This window comes from Streptomyces canarius (assembly GCF_014650735.1).
Lineage (GTDB): Bacteria > Actinomycetota > Actinomycetes > Streptomycetales > Streptomycetaceae > Streptomyces > Streptomyces olivaceoviridis.
Window position 1 is genome coordinate 72,492 of sequence record NZ_BMVN01000009.1, and the last position, 15,792, is coordinate 88,283.

The following is a 15,792-nucleotide window of genomic DNA, read 5'->3' on the forward strand; positions in this document are numbered from 1 at the left end:
CGCCGCGGCGACCGGGCCCTCGCCGTGTTCCGCGGCGGCGGAACCCCCTCGGTCGCACGGCCGTTCGGTACCGGACAACGGCCGCCGAGACCCGGACGTGACGGCGTCGCCCGCGCCACAGTGGGAAGACTGCGTACGAGGAGGCCGGGGACGGGAGGGCGGACGGATGACGGGGACTCCCTCGGGCCGGATGCGGCAGACCATCCTGGACTGGCTCAAGGACCCGCCGGCCCACTTCCCGGTCCCGCGCCGCCGCGACCCCGCCGAGACCGGCGTCACCGCGCGGGCCGTGGCCGCCAAGCTGGGCGTGCCCCGCCGGACCGCACTCGCCCACCTCGACTTCCTCACCCGCCTCGGCGTCCTGCGCACCCGCCGGATCCACGGCCGCACCTACTACCGGCGCGACGAGATCCGCATCGCCGAGGTGGCCCGGATGTTCGAAAAGGGCTGGTGAAGGGGACGGCCACGGGGCGGCTGCCGGCAGGGGCACCGACGGAAGGGACCGCACATGGACCGATCGGCGGCACTCGTACCGCTCCACTACGTCTCCCTGCGCGCCCGCGGCCCCGAGGACGTCGTCGCCGATCCGCACGGGCGCGTGCTGACCGGAGTGGCGGACGGGCGCATCCTCCGTGTCCACCACCTCGGCGACCCGCTCACGGCCCGCACCGAGGTGCTGGCCGAGACCGGCGGCCGTCCCCTCGGGCTCGAACTCCTGCCGGACGGCGACCTCGTGGTGTGCGACGCCGAACGCGGCCTGCTGCGCGTCGGCCCGCACGACGGAACCGTCCGCGTCCTCGCGGACACGGTGGCGGGGGAGCGGCTCCGCTTTTGCAGCAACGCCGTCGCCCTGCCCGACGGCACCGTGTACTTCACCGTCTCCAGCCGCCGCCACCCCCTGGACCGGTGGATCGGCGACATCGTCGAACACACCGGGACCGGCCGCCTGCTCCGGCTCGCCCCCGGCGACCGGGAACCCGAGGTCCTGCTGGAGGGGCTGCAATTCGCCAACGGGCTCGCCCTCAGTGCCGACGGCTCCTTCCTGGTGGTCGCCGAGACCGGCTCCTGCCGGCTCACCCGCTGCCGGCTCACCGGCCCCCGCGCCGGACACGCCGAACCCTTCGCCGACCTCCCCGGGATGCCGGACAACCTCTGGCGCGAGGGCCCCGACGGGCCGCTCTGGGTCGCCCTGGCGAGCCCCCGTGTCCCCCCGCTCGGCCTGCTGCACCGCACCCCGCCGGCCGTCCGCCGCGCCGCCGCGCGGGCCACCGTCCACGCGCCGTACCGCCCGAGCGGGACCGTCGGCGTCGTCGCCGTCGACGACCGGGGCCGGACCGTCCACCACCTCACCCGCCGGCACTCCGGTTTCCGCATGGTCACCAGCGTGTGCGCCGTCGGCGACCACCTGGTGCTCGGCAGCCTCTGGGAGTCCGGTGTGGCGGTCTGCGCCCGGCCCGCCGCCCGCTGAGGCGGCGGTAGCCTGGTCCCGGCCCGGATCGTCCGTCGGGACAGGGGCCGAACAGGAGACCCACCGGCATGACCTTCCCGAAGACGGCGATCCGCGGCGCCCGGCCCCCACGACGGCGGCCGTCCGAGTGGCGCGCGCAGCAGCCCGTCGTGGCGGTCGGCGGCGCGCTCGGCGCGGTGGCCCGCTCCGCGCTCGCGCGCGCCCGATCCCCAGCCGGCGGCGCCACCACGTTGTCCACCTGCGCGTCGGCCTCCGCACGCGAGGTCTCCCTCCCACCAGGCCCGGACAACACGCGGGACAAAACGGACAGTGGAGGTAAGAAGTCGTTGTGAACCGGCTGCTCGTCATCGCGGGAGCCCCCGTCGGCGCACCCCCGCGTCCTCTCACCGGCCGCGCCGTGCGGGCCCGCCACGCCTCGGTCCTCCCGCGGGGCGCCTTCGTCGTCCGGCCTTCTCCCGCGCGCCGCCGCGGCTGACCGGGGACGGCCCGGCCCTCTACGCTGCCCTGGACGTCGCGGCAAGCGTGCCGGCGGGCCTCCCGGCGGCCTTCTCGCCGGGGCCTCACTCGCCGGCGCCTGCGGGCCCGGGCGCTTGCCGTACGGCCGGGCACAGCAAGTACTGTCTACAGCAATGTCGACCAACTCTCCTCAGAACTGGATCCCATGAGCGCCATCTCCGTCGGTCAGGCCGTCGTCCTCGGAGTAGTCGAGGGGGTGACCGAGTTCCTTCCTGTGTCCTCCACCGGCCACCTGAAGATCGCCGAGGGGCTCATGGACATCCCCGTCGACGACAAGTCCGTCGTCGGGTTCTCCGCCGTCATCCAGGTCGGCGCCATCGCCGCCGTGCTCGTGTACTTCTTCAAGGACATCAAGCGGATCGTCTCCGCCTGGTTCCGCGGTCTGACCAACCGCGAGGAGCGCTACCACCACGACTACAAGTTCGCCTGGTGGGTCATCGCCGCGACCGTTCCCATCGTGGTGGTGGGCCTGGCCGCCAAGCCGCTGATCGACGGCCCGCTCGCCTCGCTGTGGGTGGTCGCCGGGTCGCTGATCGCCGGCTCGGGCGTGATGTGGGCCGCCGACCAGATGGGCCGGCACAAGCGCGGTGAGGACGACACGTCCTTCAAGGACGCGATGTGGGTCGGCTGCTCCCAGATCCTCGCCCTGCTCTTCCCCGGCTTCTCCCGCTCCGGCGCCACCATGTCCACCGCGCTCATCCTGGACCTGGACCGCGTCGCCGCCACCCGGCTCTCCTTCTTCCTCGGCATCCCGGCCCTGACCGGCGCGGGCCTGTACGAGCTGAAGGACGCCCTCGGCGCGGGGGTCGGCGCCGCCCCGCTGGCCGTGGGCACGATCGTCTCGTTCGTGGTCGCCTATGCCTCCATCGCCTGGCTGCTCAAGTTCGTCGCCAAGCACTCCTTCAACGCCTTCGTGATCTACCGGATCATCATCGGCATCGGCCTCCTCGGCCTGCTGGCCACCGGCACGCTCAGCAGCTGAGCCCGGCGGGCGAGCGGAGCCGCTGATCACCCACGGGGTGCGGATGCCTGCATTCAGGCGCCGCACCCCGTGAATGTTTCCTTGCGGGATGCCTTGACAGCCCCTGTCCGCAACCCGCAGGATCGCTCCCGTGAACCTGTCAGACAGCCAGACAGGTGGTCCGGCCCCGCGGCGCGTCAGCGCCATGGAAGCGGTGCTCGCCCACCTCCGCGACGCCATCGAGCGCGGCCGGTACGCCATCGGCGACAAGCTCCCCTCCGAGGCCGAGCTGTGCCGCACCCTGGAGGTGTCCCGGCCCGTGCTGCGCGAGGCGCTGCGCGCGCTCCAGACGATGGGCCTCACCGTGTCCCGGACCGGCAAGGGCACCTTCGTCGTCGCGAACGCGGTCGAGGACCCGACCTTCGGCGACTACGCCGCCAGCGACCTGCTCGAAGTGCGCCGTCACATCGAGATCCCGGTCGCCGGATACGCGGCCCTGCGCCGCACCCCGGAGAACCTGGACCACCTGACCCACCTGCTCGACCGCATGGAGCGGGAGACGGACACCACCGCCTGGGTCGCGATGGACACCCTCTTCCACCTCGCCGTGGCCGAGGCCGCCCAGAACCCGGTCTTCCGCCGGGTCATCGAGGAGATCCGCGACGCACTGGCGCGCCAGTCGGCCTTCCTCAACGAACTGGGCGGGCGCCGCGAGCAGTCCAACCGCGAGCACCGGGCGATCGTCGAGGCGCTGACCGACGGTTGCGAGCACGACGCCGTGGCGGCCATGAGCCACCACCTGGACCGCGTCGAGACGACCCTCACCGACATCGTGCGTCCCCAGCGGACGGACCCCCCTACGGAAGGCGGACCCGAGGCGTGAGCGAGCAGCACCTCAAAGACGAGACGCGCCCGTCCGGCCATGTCGACGCCGGAGACGCCGGCTACAGCAAAGGGCTGAAGCACCGGCACGTCAACATGATCGCCATCGGCGGCGCCATAGGCACCGGCCTCTTCCTCGGCGCGGGCGGCCGGCTCGCCGACGCCGGCCCCTCCCTCTTCATCGCGTACGCGGTCTGCGGCGTCTTCGCCTTCCTGGTCGTCCGGGCCCTCGGCGAACTCGTCCTGTACCGTCCGTCCTCCGGTGCCTTCGTGTCGTACGCCCGGGAGTTCCTGGGCGAGAAGGGCGCGTACACCGCGGGCTGGATGTACTTCCTGAACTGGGCGACCACCGGTATCGCCGACATCACGGCGGTGGCCACCTACACCCACTACTGGGGCATGTTCTCGGACATCCCGCAGTGGTTGATCGCATTGATCGCCCTCGCGGTCGTGTTGACCGTCAATCTGATCTCGGTCAAGCTCTTCGGCGAGCTGGAGTTCTGGTTCGCGATCGTCAAGGTCGGCGCGCTCGTCGTGTTCATGTGCATCGGCATCTTCCTGCTGGTCACCCAGCACCCGGTCGACGGCCACCACCCCGGCCCGTCCCTGATCACCGGCAACGGCGGTGTCTTCCCCCACGGCCTGCTGCCCATGCTGCTGATCATCCAGGGCGTCGTCTTCGCCTACGCCTCCGTCGAGCTGGTCGGCGTCGCCGCCGGCGAGACCGAGAACCCCGAGAAGATCATGCCCAAGGCGATCAACTCGATCATGTGGCGCGTGGGCCTGTTCTACGTCGGCTCCGTCGTCCTGCTCTCGATGCTGCTCCCGTGGAACGCGTACTCCGCCGGGGAGAGCCCCTTCGTCACGGTCCTGTCCCACATCGGCGTCCCGGCGGCCGGCGGTGTGATGAACCTGGTCGTGCTGACCGCCGCCATGTCGTCGCTGAACTCCGGCCTGTACTCCACCGGCCGCATCCTGCGCTCCATGGCGATGAGCGGCTCGGCCCCGCAGTTCACCGGGCGGATGAGCCGCAGCCAGGTGCCGTACGGCGGAATCCTGCTCACCAGCGGAATCTGCGTCCTCGGCGTGGGCCTGAACTACGTCGTCCCCTCCGACGCGTTCGAGATCGTCCTCAACTTCGCGGCGATCGGCATCCTCGCGACCTGGGGCATGATCATGCTCTGTCACCTGCTGTTCTGGCGGAAGACCCGGAACGGAGAGCTGGCCCGGCCCTCGTACCGGCTGCCGGGCTCCCCCTGGACCGAACTCGTGACGCTGGCGTTCCTCGCCTCCGTCCTGGTCCTCATGTACGCCGACGGCGGCGCCGGACGCACCACCGTGCTCTGCCTGCCGCTGATCGTCGCCGCACTGGTCGCGGGCTGGTTCGCCGTCCGCGCCCGCATGAACCGCACGTCCACCGGCGCCGGCGCGTGACCCGCGTACCGGCCGCCCCGACCCCATGATGCAGGCAGTGATGCACAGCAGTTCCCCCGCCGACGCGCCCGTCGTCCGCGAACCCCTCCACGCCCCCGTCGCCCACCTCGTCCGCGGCGGGGTCGTCGAGGGCATCCACTACGGCTCCGTCGTCGTCCTCGGCGCCGACGGCCAGGTGCGCTTCCAGCTCGGTGACATCGAGGCGGCCTTCTACCCGCGCTCGGCCCTCAAACCCGTCCAGGCCGTGGCCATGCTGCGGGCCGGGCTGCCGCTCGACGGCGAACTGCTGTCGCTGGCCGCCGCGAGCCACTCCGGAGAGGAACGCCACCTCGCCGGCACCCGCCGCATCCTCGAACTCGCCGGTCTCACCGAGGACGACCTGCGCAACGTGCCCGACATGCCGTTCGACCCGGCCGTCCGGGACACCTGGGTCCGCGAGGGCCGGCTGCCCTCCCGGCTCGCCCAGAACTGCTCCGGCAAGCACGCCGCCATGCTGTGGACCGCCAAGCTCAACGGCTGGTCCCTGGACGACTACCTCGCCCCGGAGCACCCGCTCCAGCAGGCCGTCGCCGCCACCGTCGAGGAGCTGACCGGCCAGCGCGTCGCCGGGGTCACCGTCGACGGCTGCGGCGCGCCGCTGTTCGCCGTCTCCCCGCACGGACTCGCCCGCGCCCTCGCCCGGATCACCTCCGCCGAGCCCGGCACAGCCGAGGCCCGGGTCGCCGACGCGATGCGCGAGCACGCCGAGATGGCCTCCGGCTCGGGGCGTGACGTGGCCGTGCTGATGCGGGCCGTGCCGGGGCTGCTGGCCAAGGACGGCTTCGAGGGCGTGCAGGTCGCCGCGCTGCCGGACGGCCGGGCCGTCGCGGTGAAGATCGCCGACGGGGCGAACCGGGCGCGGATCCCGGTCGCCGCGGCGGCGCTCGCCCGCGCGGGCGTCGACCCCGCCCTGCTCACCGAGTTCGCGGGGGAACCGCTGCTCGGGGGCGGGGAGCCGGTGGGATGTGTGCGGGTCGTGCGCGCGCTGGACCCGGTTCCGCTCACTGCCTGCGCGTAACGCTCCGCCGCATCGGCCGTCTCGGACCCGCCGGTCCGTCGTGGTTGATCGCGCAGTTCCCCGCGCCCCCTCCGGGGCGCTACACCCCCGCACCTCAGGAAGAGGACCGTACCCTCATGACCGCCGCCACCCGCAGCGAACACGATCTGCTCGGGGACCGCGATGTGCCCGCCGACGCGTACTGGGGTGTCCACACCCTGCGCGCGACGGAGAACTTCCCCATCACCGGCACGCCGATCTCCGCCTACCCGCACCTGATCGACGCCCTGGCCGCGGTGAAGGAGGCCGCCGCCCTCGCCAACGAGGAACTCGGGCTGCTGGCGCCACAGAAGGCGGCGGCGATCGTGGCCGCCTGCCGGGAGATCCGGGCCGGGGAGCTGCACGACCAGTTCGTCGTGGACGTCATCCAGGGCGGTGCCGGCACGTCCACCAACATGAACGCAAACGAGGTCGTGGCGAACCGCGCCCTGGAACTGCTCGGCCATGCCAAGGGGCAGTACACGTATCTGCACCCCAACGAGGACGTCAACCTCGGCCAGTCCACCAATGACGTCTACCCGACGGCCGTCAAGGTGGCGACGATCTTCGCGGTACGTGGACTGCTCAAGGCGATGTCCGTACTCCAGGACGCGTTCGCCCGTAAGGCCGTCGAGTTCCGTGACGTGCTCAAGATGGGCCGTACACAGTTGCAGGACGCGGTACCGATGACGCTCGGTCAGGAGTTCTCCGCGTTCGCCGTCATGATCGAGGAGGACCGCAGCCGTCTCGCCGAGGCCGTCGAGCTGATCCATGAGATCAACCTCGGTGCCACGGCCATCGGCACCGGCCTCAACGCTCCCGCCGGCTATGCCGAGGCGGCCCGCCGGCACCTGTCGGCCATCACCGGCCTGCCGCTGGTGACGGCGGCCAACCTGGTGGAGGCCACCCAGGACTGCGGTGCCTTCGTCCAGATGTCGGGCGTCCTCAAGCGCATCGCGGTCAAGCTCTCCAAGAGCTGCAACGACCTGCGGCTGCTGTCCTCCGGTCCGCGCGCGGGTCTCGGCGAGATCAACCTGCCGCCGGTGCAGGCCGGTTCGTCGATCATGCCGGGCAAGGTCAACCCGGTCATCCCCGAAGTGGTCAACCAGGTCGCCTTCGAGGTGATCGGCAACGACGTCGCCATCACCATGGCCGCCGAGGCCGGACAGCTCCAGCTCAACGCCTTCGAGCCGATCATCCTGCACTCCCTGTCGGAGTCCGTCACGCACCTGCGGACGGCCTGCCTGACCCTGGCCGAGCGCTGTGTGTCCGGCATCACCGCCAACACCGAGCGGCTGCGCGCGACCGTCGAGAACTCCATCGGCCTGGTCACCGCGCTCAACCCGCACATCGGCTACACCGCCGCCACCGACATCGCCAAGGAGGCCCTCGCGACCGGCCGTGGCGTGGCCGAACTGGTCCTGGAGAAGGGCCTGCTGCCCGCCGAACAGCTCACCGGACTCCTCCGTCCGGAGGTGCTCGCGGGCAGCGGGACCACGCCGGCGGTCTGACCCGACGGCACCCGCGCTGCGGCCCGTCCTCCCGGCCGGACGGCGGGTGCCGTCACACCCGGGGCCCCTGTCGGGCCCCGGCACCGCCGCGGAGGGAGTCGTCGACGCCCCGGAGCGCCACGGCGCCAGGGGTGCGGCATGATGACGATCATGTCCTCGCAGTTCCAACCGGTCCTCGATCGCATCATGGCGGAGATCGACCGCACTCCCGGGCGCGGCCGGTCCGCCGACTACATCCCGGCGCTCGCCGCCCGCGACCCGCGCCGGTTCGGCATGGCCGTCGCCGAACTGGACGGCGCGGTGTACGGGGTGGGGGAGTGGCGGCAGCCGTTCTCCACGCAGTCGATCACCAAGGTCTTCACGCTCGCCCTGGACCTGGCCCGCGAGGGCGACGAACTCTGGGAGCACGTGGGCCGCGAGCCCTCCGGCAACCCGTTCAACTCCCTGGTCCAGCTGGAGTACGAGAACGGCATCCCGCGGAACCCCTTCATCAACGCGGGCGCGCTCGTGGTCACCGACCGCCTGCACACCCGTACCGGGGACGCGGCCGGCGAACTGCTGTCCTTCCTGCGCGCCGAGAGCGGCAACCCCGATCTCGGCTTCGACGAGGAGGTCGCCGCCTCCGAGACCGCCCACGGTGACCGCAACGCCGCCCTCGCCCACTTCATGGCGTCCTACGGCAACATCGACAACGAGGTGCCGGTCCTGCTCGACCAGTACTTCCGGCAGTGCTCCATCGCCGCCTCCTGCGCCGACCTGGCCCTCGCCACGGGCTTCCTCGCCCGGCACGGCATCCGAGCCGACGGCAGCCGGCTGCTCAGCCGCAGCCAGGCCAAGCAGGTCAACGCGGTCATGCTGACCTGTGGCACGTACGACGCGGCCGGTGACTTCGCCTACCGCGTCGGCCTGCCCGGCAAGAGCGGGGTCGGCGGCGGGATCATCGCCGTCGTACCGGGCCGGTGCACGCTCTGTGTGTGGAGCCCGGGGCTGGACGAACGCGGCAACTCGGTGGCGGGTGTGGCGGCCCTGGACCGTTTCACGACCCTGACCGGGCTGTCGGTGTTCTGAGGCGCGTCACCCTCCGGCCCGGGGCAGGGCAGCCGGCCTGCGAGGGGGCCCGGATTCGGGCGAAGCCCGGGGGAAGCCGACGAGCCACGACGGGCCGGCACCGGGCATCCGGCCGGGACCCACCACGTGCCAGTCATACCCCGGCTCCCGCCCGGCAGGGCTGTCGTCTCCTTCCGGCCACCCGGCGTCGACACGCTGACCAGGTGTTGGCCATGGCGTTCCCCGTCGATCTCCGCCGCTGCCAGGTGATGGGCCTGGCCGGCACCGCCTTCCTCGCGCTCGGCGGTGAGACGGCCGGCGCCCTGCCCGTCCGGGACCTCCTGGCGCCCGCCTCGGTGCAGGCCGCGCTCGGCCTGGTCGGGGTGTACTTCGGGGTCGTCCTGCTCATCGCCGCCTGGGTGCTCCTGGGCCGGCTGGTCCGCGGTCCCGAGCCGCCCACCCCGCGCGCCCTGCTGCTCGTCCTGGCCGTGTGGGCGGCCCCGCTGCTGCTGGCCCCGCCGCTGTTCAGCCGGGACGTGTACAGCTATCTCGCGCAGGGCGCCATGGTCGACGCCCACATGGACGTCTACGCCCACGGCCCGGCGCGGCTCGGCGGCCCGCTCGCCGGCGAGGTCGCCCCGATGTGGCGGCACACCGGCGCCCCCTACGGCCCCGCCTTCCTGGCCCTCGCCTCGGCGCTGTCCGCACTGACCCGCGGGGAGGTGCCCGCCGGCCTGCTCGGCATGCGTCTGGTCGCCCTGCTCGGCGTGGCCCTGATGGCGGTGGCGCTGCCCCGTCTCGCCCGGCACAGCGGCGCCGACCCGGCCGCCGCCCTGTGGCTCGGCGCCCTGAATCCGCTGGTGCTGCTGCACCTGGTCGCGGGCGCCCACAACGACGCCCTGATGCTCGGCCTGCTCGGGCTGGGCCTGGTCGCCGCGCGGGGCCGCGGATCCGTCGTCGGCGCCGTCCTCGTCACCCTCGCCGCCCTGGTCAAGGCGCCGGCGGTACTCGGCCTGCCGGTCGTCGTGGCCCTGCGGGTCCGCTCCGGCCGCCGTCCGCTGCCGGCCGTGCTGACCACGGCGGCGGCCTCCGCGTCGACGACGGTCGCCGCCACGGCCGTCGCCGGCACCGGCTACGGCTGGATCGGCGCCCTGGACACCCCGGTCTCCCCGCACAACTGGGCGCTGACCAGCCTGCTCGGCCGCGCCACCGGCGCCCTGCTCGCACACCTCGGCAGCGGTCTGGCCCCGCTGGCCGTCCCGGCCTGGCACCTGCTGGGCCTCGCGGCCACCGCCGTCGCCGTCCTGCTGATCTGGCTGCGACTACGGCCCCGGCCGGTGTATGCGCTGGGCCTGAGCCTGCTCGCGGTCGCCCTCTTCGGCCCGGCGATCCGCCCCTGGTACGTGCTGTGGGGCCTGTTCCTCATCGCCGCCGCCGCGCCCAGTACCTCGGTACGGCACCGGGTGGCCGCCCTGGCGGGAGTGCTCGCCCTCGCCGTACTGCCCAGCGGTGGCCCGGCCGACCCCGGACAGCTGGTGCTCGCGGTCTCCGGCGCGACGCTCGGGGTGGTCGTCCTGTGGCAGGCCCACCAGGCGGCCCGGACCCCGGTTCCGGGGCGCGTGGCATGACGGGCCGGTGGAGGGGGCCGGTGCTGCCCGGACGGCCGGGAGGGCCGGGGCCGCGCACGGACCGGGGCCGGCTGCTGCTCGTCCTGCTCCTCGCGGCGGCCGTGACCGTGTTCACGGCCACCGTGCCACTGCTGCGCGGCTTCTTCGACCTGCGGGTGTACTACGGCACCGTGCACACCTGGGTGCACCACGGCGGCCGGATCTACGACTACCGGGTGCCGGGCACCCCGTACGGCTTCACGTATCCGCCGTTCGCCGCCGTCGCCATGCTGCCGCTGGCCCTGCTCGGCCGGACCGCGGCGATCGTGGTGTCCCTGCTGGTGAACCTCGCCGCGCTCGCGGTGGTCCTGCGCGTGCTGGCCGGGCCGCACCGGCGCCGGCACGGCTGGTACCGGTGGGCGCTGTGCCTGTGCCTGCTCGCCCTGTTCGAGCCGCTGCGGGACACCGTCAGCTTCGGCCAGGTGAACCTGGTGCTGCTCGCCCTCGTCCTCGGCGACTCCTGGCTGCTGGCGAGCGGCCGGGGCCGCTGGGCGGGCGCGGGGATCGGGCTCGCCGCCGCCGTGAAGCTCACCCCCGCCCTCTTCGTCGGCCTGCTGCTGCTCGCCGGGCGCCGGCGGGCGGCCGGCACCGCGACGGCCGTCGCCCTGGCCGCGACCGCGCTGGCCGCCTGGGCGGATCCGGTGGCCTCCCGCTTGTACTGGACCGAGGCGCTCTGGGACACCGGCCGGGTGGGCCGCCTCGACTACGTGTCGAACCAGTCGCTGCAAGGGGTGCTGGCCCGCCTCGGTGAGACCGGCCGCCCCCTGTGGGCGACGGCGGTCCTGCTGACCCTCTGCGTCTGGGCGTGGCGCGGCCGGCGGGCGGTCGTGGCCGGCGACTGGACGGCGGCGTTCGCGCTCACCGGTGCGGCGACCTGCCTGGTCAGCCCGATCACCTGGGTGCACCATCTGGTGTGGCTGCTGCCCTCCTTCGCGGTGCTGGTCCGCGCCGGGCACCCGCGGATCGCGGCGGCCCTGTACGCGGTGCTGTGCACCAGCGTGGTGTGGCTGTGGTTCGACGACGCCTCCGGCCTCGACGGGTTCCTGGGCGGCAATCTCTACACCTGGATCTCGCTGGGCCTGCTGCTCGGCCTGCCGGTGGGTCAGTCGCGGGCCCCCCGGCTCCCCTTGGCCCGCAGCACCAGCGCCACGGCCCCCGCGCCGAGCCCGGACAGCCCCGCGACGACGGCGGTGCCGGACCAGTCCGAGTCGTCTTCGGGTGCCACGGCCGCCGCCACCGGCGTCGCGGACGCCGCCGGCCGGGAGGAGTGCGGTCGCAGCCCGTCCAGCGAGCCGACCGGGTCGACCCGTCCGGCCGCCGCGAAGCCCCAGTCGAGCAGGGAGCGGGCCTCCTCGTAGACGGTGAACCCGCCGCCGGTCTGAGGGTTGAGCACGCTCACCACGAGGGTGCGCCCGCCCCGGCGCGCCGCGGCCACCAGGGTGTTGCCCGCGTTGCTGGTGTAGCCGTTCTTGATCCCGATGAGTCCGGGGTACGGCGCCACTCCGTCCTCGCCGGTCAGCAGCCGGTTGGTGTTCTCGATGGGGTACGGCGACCCGTCACCGGGGAAGGGGGCCTCGGCGGTGGCGCAGTACCGGGCGAAGTCGGGGTTGCGCAGGCCCGCCCGGCCGAACACGGCGAGGTCGTAGGCGGAGGACACCTGGCCGGGGGCGTCGTAGCCGTCCGGGGAGACCACATGGGTGTCCAGGGCGCCGAGCGCGCGGGCCTTGTCCTGCATGCGGGCGGCCGTGGCCTCCCAGCCGCCGCCCATCCGGGCGAGCACGTGCACGGCGTCGTTCCCGGAGCTGAGGAAGACGCCGCGCCACAGGTCGGCCACCTGGTAGGTGTGCCCTTCCTCGACGCCGACCAGGCTGCTGCCCTCGCCGACGTCGTCCAGTTCGCCGTACCGCACGGTGTGCTGCTGCCCGCTGGGCAGCACCGGCAGCACGGTGAGCGCGAAGAGGGTCTTCAGGGTGCTCGCGGGCGGGAGCTCCCGGTGGGCGTCGTACGCGGCCAGCACCTCGCCGCTGCCCGCGTCTGCGACGAGCCAGGAGAGCGCCGAGACGTCCGGCAGCCCGGGTGTGTCCCGGTGTGGCCGGACCTGGACGCCGGAGCGGTAGAGCAGGGACGGTCCCGGCGCCGCCGCCCTGGGGCGGGGCGGGGCGGGTTCCCCTGCGGGCTGCGCGGCCCGGGGTCCGGCGGCGGCAGCGGCCGGCGTGAGCGTCAGCAGACCCGCCACACAGAGGGAGCAGGCCGACACCGCCGCGCGATAAGAGAATCCGGTGATCATATGATCAAAGTACGAAATTGGTGTGTATACGCCACGCCGCCGGGCCGTTCGGGTCGCCGGGGCAACCCGGATGCCGCACCCGGCCGCCCCGTGGCCGCGCGTCAGGCGGCCGGCAGGGTGGGCCGGACCTGCCGCAGGAACGCGGCGTTGTCGGGTGTGGTGCGCAGCCGCTCCAGCAGGGTCTCCAGCCCGAAGGGCCCGCCGTCCCGCGCGCGCAGGGCGCGGCGCAGACCGTGTACGGCCGTCAACTCGCCTGGGGTGAGCAGGAGTTCCTCGCGCCGCGTGCCGCTGCCGTCGATGTCGACGGCGGGGAAGACGCGGCGGCCGGCGAGTTCCCGGTCCAGGCGCAGTTCCATGTTCCCCGTGCTCTTCAGCTCCTCGAAGAAGTAGCCGTCGGCGCGGGAGCCGGTGTCCACGAGGACCGTGGCGAGGATGGTGAGGGAGCCGCCCTCCTCGGTCTGGCGCGCGGCGCCGAAGAACCGCTTGGGGCCGAGCAGCGCGCCGGCGTCGACACCGCCGCTCAGGGTACGGCCGCCGACGGCGGAGGCGTTGTTGTGGGCCCGGCACAGCCGGGTCAGCGAGTCCAGCAGGACGACGACGTCCTCACCGGCCTCCACCAGGCGTTTGGCCCGCTCCACGACGAGGTCGGCGAGGGCGATGTGCTCCTTGGCCGGCCGGTCGAAGGTGGAGGCGTACACCTCGCCGCGCACCGAGCGGCGCATCTCGGTGACCTCCTCGGGCCGCTCGTCCAGCAGGAGGACCATCAGCCGGCACTCGGGGTGGTTGCCGGCCACGGCGGCGGCGAACTGCTGGAGCAGCACCGTCTTGCCGGTCTTCGGCGGGGCCACGATGAGGCCGCGCTGGCCCTTGCCGACCGGCGCGAGCAGATCGGTGACGCGTCCGGCCAGGCCGGACGCGGGGTGTTCCAGACGGATGCGCCGGTGCGGGTGGAGCGGGGTGAGGTCGCGGAAGTGCGGGCGGGAACCGGGCTCGCCGGGCGCGCGTCCGTTGACGCGCGCGACCTCGGTCAGGGCCCGCTGCGCGCCCCGGACGCCTTCGACCAGGTCGCCCTTGCGCAGCCCGTGGCGGCGGATCAGTGCCGGCGCGACCTGCGGATCGGCGGGCGAGGGCAGGAGGCCGGCGGCCCGCAGGTGCCCCTTCCCGTGCGCGTCGATGTCGAGGACACCGGTGACGAGCGGGGCGGCCGGGGCCTGCCGGGCCGCGGACGGGTGTTCGAGCGTGGTGGTCATGGGAGGGAGTCCTTTCGCGGACGGATCAGGGAGGAGAAGGGTGAGAAGGGGGGAGGCCGCGAGCGGGAGGCGCCTGTGACTGCCTCCGGGCGGCGGGAACGGCACCTCGGGTACGGCGCGGAAGGCCCGTCACGAGGTGGTACCGAGAAGCTGACGCGCCGGGAGCCGGACATCCGGAAAACGGCGGACGGATCAGCGTGAAGGAGGGAAACTGGCACCGGCGGCCACGGTGGCCGTGCACGAGTGCTGAGGGAACGGTACCACTCGGGGCAGTACCGCGTCCGTGCTCCGGTCAACACACCACCGGACGGGGCTATTCCCGGGCGGGCGTCCTCTCGGGGAGACGTCAGGAGGATTCGCCTTGTCAGGGGAACGTCAGGAGCATCGGGTGGACACCTCGGCCGCCCGCGTCCCGCACCGCCTGGACCCCGCCGGCGGCTGCCCGCACGCCGTCAACGCGCGACTGCTGGCCCGGGGCGCCGTGGTCCCGGTCGAGCTGCCCGGCGGGATCGAGGGCATGGCCGTACTCGGACACGAGGCGCTGAAGGAGTTCCTGCAACACCCCCACGTCGCGAAGAACGCGCGCCACTTCACCGCCCTGCGCGAGGGGAGGGTCGGCGAGGGCTGGCCGTTGCTGACGTTCGCCACCGTGCCGGGCATGACGACCGCCGACGGTGACGACCACCGGCGGCTGCGGTCCCTGGCGGCCCGTGCCTTCACACCCCGCCGGGTGGCGGAACTACGGCCGCGCATCGAGCAGTTGACGGAATCGCTGCTGGACGGGCTGGCCCTGGCCGCCGCCGCGGGCGACGGGGTCGCCGATCTGCGGCGGCACTTCGCCCTGCCCCTGCCGATGGGCGTGATCTGTGAACTCCTGGGCGTGGACGTGGAGTTCCGGGACCGCCTGCACCGGCTCGGCAGCCTGGTCGTGGCCACCGACACCGCACCGGCCGAGGCCGTCGCGGCCAACCGCGACATCGTCGCCGTCCTGGGCGAGATCGCCGCGGCGAAGGCCGCGCGGCCCGGCGACGACCTCACGAGCGCGCTGCTCGCCGCCCGCGACGAGGACGGCGACCGGCTCAGCGAGCAGGAGCTGATCGGCACCCTGCTGCTGATGATCATCGCCGGGCACGAGACCACGCTCAACCTGATCACCAACGCCGTGCGCGCCCTGTGCGCCCACCCCGAGCAGCTCGGCCTGGTGCGCGCGGGCCGGGCGAGCTGGGCGGACGTGGTGGAGGAGACGCTGCGCTGGGACGCGCCGGTCAGCTACTTCCCGTTCCGCTATCCCGTGCGGGACCTGACCGTCGCCGGCACGCTCGTCCCCGCAGGCACCCCCGTGCTCGCCGGTTACTCCGCCGCCGGTCGCGACCCGGCGGCGCACGGCCCGGACGCCGCCCGCTTCGACCTCACCCGCTCCGCCCGGCCCGGCGCCGTACGGCACCTGTCCCTCGGACACGGCGCCCACTACTGCCTGGGCGCACCACTCGCCCGGCTGGAGGCCACGGTCGCCCTGGAGCGGCTGTTCACCCGCTTCCCGTCGCTGCGACTCGACGTGCCCGAAGCCGACCTGGTGCCGCACGCGGGCTTCGTCGGCAACAGCGTGCGCGGTCTGCCGGTACGGCTCGCGGCGGGGTGACCCGCCCCGTCCCGCGCACCGGCCGGACCGTCGGGGCCGGGGAACAGAGATCCGC

The 15,792-nt window shown here is 73.5% G+C and carries 13 protein-coding genes and 1 pseudogene; 12 read left to right on the forward strand and 2 right to left on the reverse strand.

Annotated elements, in window-relative coordinates:
• Nucleotides 1-166: 166 nt before the first annotated feature.
• From IE294_RS15485 to IE294_RS47570, 11 genes are all read left to right on the forward strand, one after another.
• A complete protein-coding gene (locus tag IE294_RS15485) occupies nucleotides 167-454 on the forward strand; it encodes a helix-turn-helix domain-containing protein (RefSeq protein WP_189886310.1) in 288 nt (95 codons plus the stop codon).
• A 54-nt stretch (nucleotides 455-508) separates the two neighbouring features.
• Complete coding sequence (locus IE294_RS15490; protein WP_189886312.1) at nucleotides 509-1,468, forward strand: SMP-30/gluconolactonase/LRE family protein; 960 nt, start codon at nucleotides 509-511, stop codon at nucleotides 1,466-1,468.
• Between the two features lie 68 nt (nucleotides 1,469-1,536).
• Nucleotides 1,537-1,800, forward strand: a complete 264-nt coding sequence (locus IE294_RS15495) for a hypothetical protein (protein ID WP_189886314.1) — start codon at nucleotides 1,537-1,539, stop codon at nucleotides 1,798-1,800.
• 329 nt (nucleotides 1,801-2,129) lie between these two features.
• Nucleotides 2,130-2,966, forward strand: a complete 837-nt coding sequence (locus IE294_RS15500) for an undecaprenyl-diphosphate phosphatase (RefSeq protein ID WP_189886316.1) — start codon at nucleotides 2,130-2,132, stop codon at nucleotides 2,964-2,966.
• A gap of 184 nt (nucleotides 2,967-3,150) precedes the next feature.
• Nucleotides 3,151-3,828: a FadR/GntR family transcriptional regulator gene (locus IE294_RS15505; protein ID WP_189886700.1), complete on the forward strand. Its 678-nt coding sequence runs from the start codon at nucleotides 3,151-3,153 to the stop codon at nucleotides 3,826-3,828.
• The gene (locus tag IE294_RS15510; RefSeq protein ID WP_189886318.1) at nucleotides 3,825-5,261 is read left to right on the forward strand and encodes an amino acid permease; all 1,437 of its coding nucleotides are present in this window, start codon (nucleotides 3,825-3,827) and stop codon (nucleotides 5,259-5,261) included. Before IE294_RS15505 ends, IE294_RS15510 begins: the two co-directional genes overlap by 4 nt.
• A 40-nt stretch (nucleotides 5,262-5,301) precedes the next feature.
• Nucleotides 5,302-6,318: an asparaginase gene (locus tag IE294_RS15515; protein ID WP_189886320.1), complete on the forward strand. Its 1,017-nt coding sequence runs from the start codon at nucleotides 5,302-5,304 to the stop codon at nucleotides 6,316-6,318.
• 116 nt (nucleotides 6,319-6,434) lie between these two features.
• Complete coding sequence (gene aspA, locus IE294_RS15520) at nucleotides 6,435-7,847, forward strand: aspartate ammonia-lyase (RefSeq protein ID WP_189886322.1); 1,413 nt, start codon at nucleotides 6,435-6,437, stop codon at nucleotides 7,845-7,847.
• Nucleotides 7,848-7,985: 138 nt separating this feature from the next.
• Nucleotides 7,986-8,915 carry a glutaminase gene (locus IE294_RS15525; protein WP_373315822.1) on the forward strand — a complete coding sequence of 310 codons (930 nt, stop codon included), beginning with the start codon at nucleotides 7,986-7,988 and terminating at the stop codon, nucleotides 8,913-8,915.
• Between the two features lie 212 nt (nucleotides 8,916-9,127).
• Nucleotides 9,128-10,522 carry a polyprenol phosphomannose-dependent alpha 1,6 mannosyltransferase MptB gene (mptB, locus tag IE294_RS15530; RefSeq protein ID WP_189886324.1) on the forward strand — a complete coding sequence of 465 codons (1,395 nt, stop codon included), beginning with the start codon at nucleotides 9,128-9,130 and terminating at the stop codon, nucleotides 10,520-10,522.
• The gene (locus IE294_RS47570) at nucleotides 10,519-11,919 is read left to right on the forward strand and encodes a glycosyltransferase family 87 protein (protein ID WP_306433450.1); all 1,401 of its coding nucleotides are present in this window, start codon (nucleotides 10,519-10,521) and stop codon (nucleotides 11,917-11,919) included. The genes mptB and IE294_RS47570 overlap by 4 nt, the downstream gene beginning before the upstream one ends.
• 80 nt (nucleotides 11,920-11,999) lie before the next feature.
• Here IE294_RS47570 and IE294_RS15535 read toward each other — a convergent pair.
• Nucleotides 12,000-12,848 (reverse strand): annotated as a pseudogene (locus IE294_RS15535) (D-alanyl-D-alanine carboxypeptidase family protein); the annotation flags it as partial.
• A 101-nt stretch (nucleotides 12,849-12,949) separates the two neighbouring features.
• The gene (rho, locus tag IE294_RS15540; RefSeq protein ID WP_189886328.1) at nucleotides 12,950-14,098 is read right to left on the reverse strand and encodes a transcription termination factor Rho; all 1,149 of its coding nucleotides are present in this window, start codon (nucleotides 14,096-14,098) and stop codon (nucleotides 12,950-12,952) included.
• A 388-nt stretch (nucleotides 14,099-14,486) separates the two neighbouring features.
• Here rho and IE294_RS15545 point away from each other — a divergent pair, with 388 nt between their 5' ends.
• Nucleotides 14,487-15,737 carry a cytochrome P450 family protein gene (locus IE294_RS15545; protein WP_189886330.1) on the forward strand — a complete coding sequence of 417 codons (1,251 nt, stop codon included), beginning with the start codon at nucleotides 14,487-14,489 and terminating at the stop codon, nucleotides 15,735-15,737.
• Nucleotides 15,738-15,792: the final 55 nt, after the last annotated feature.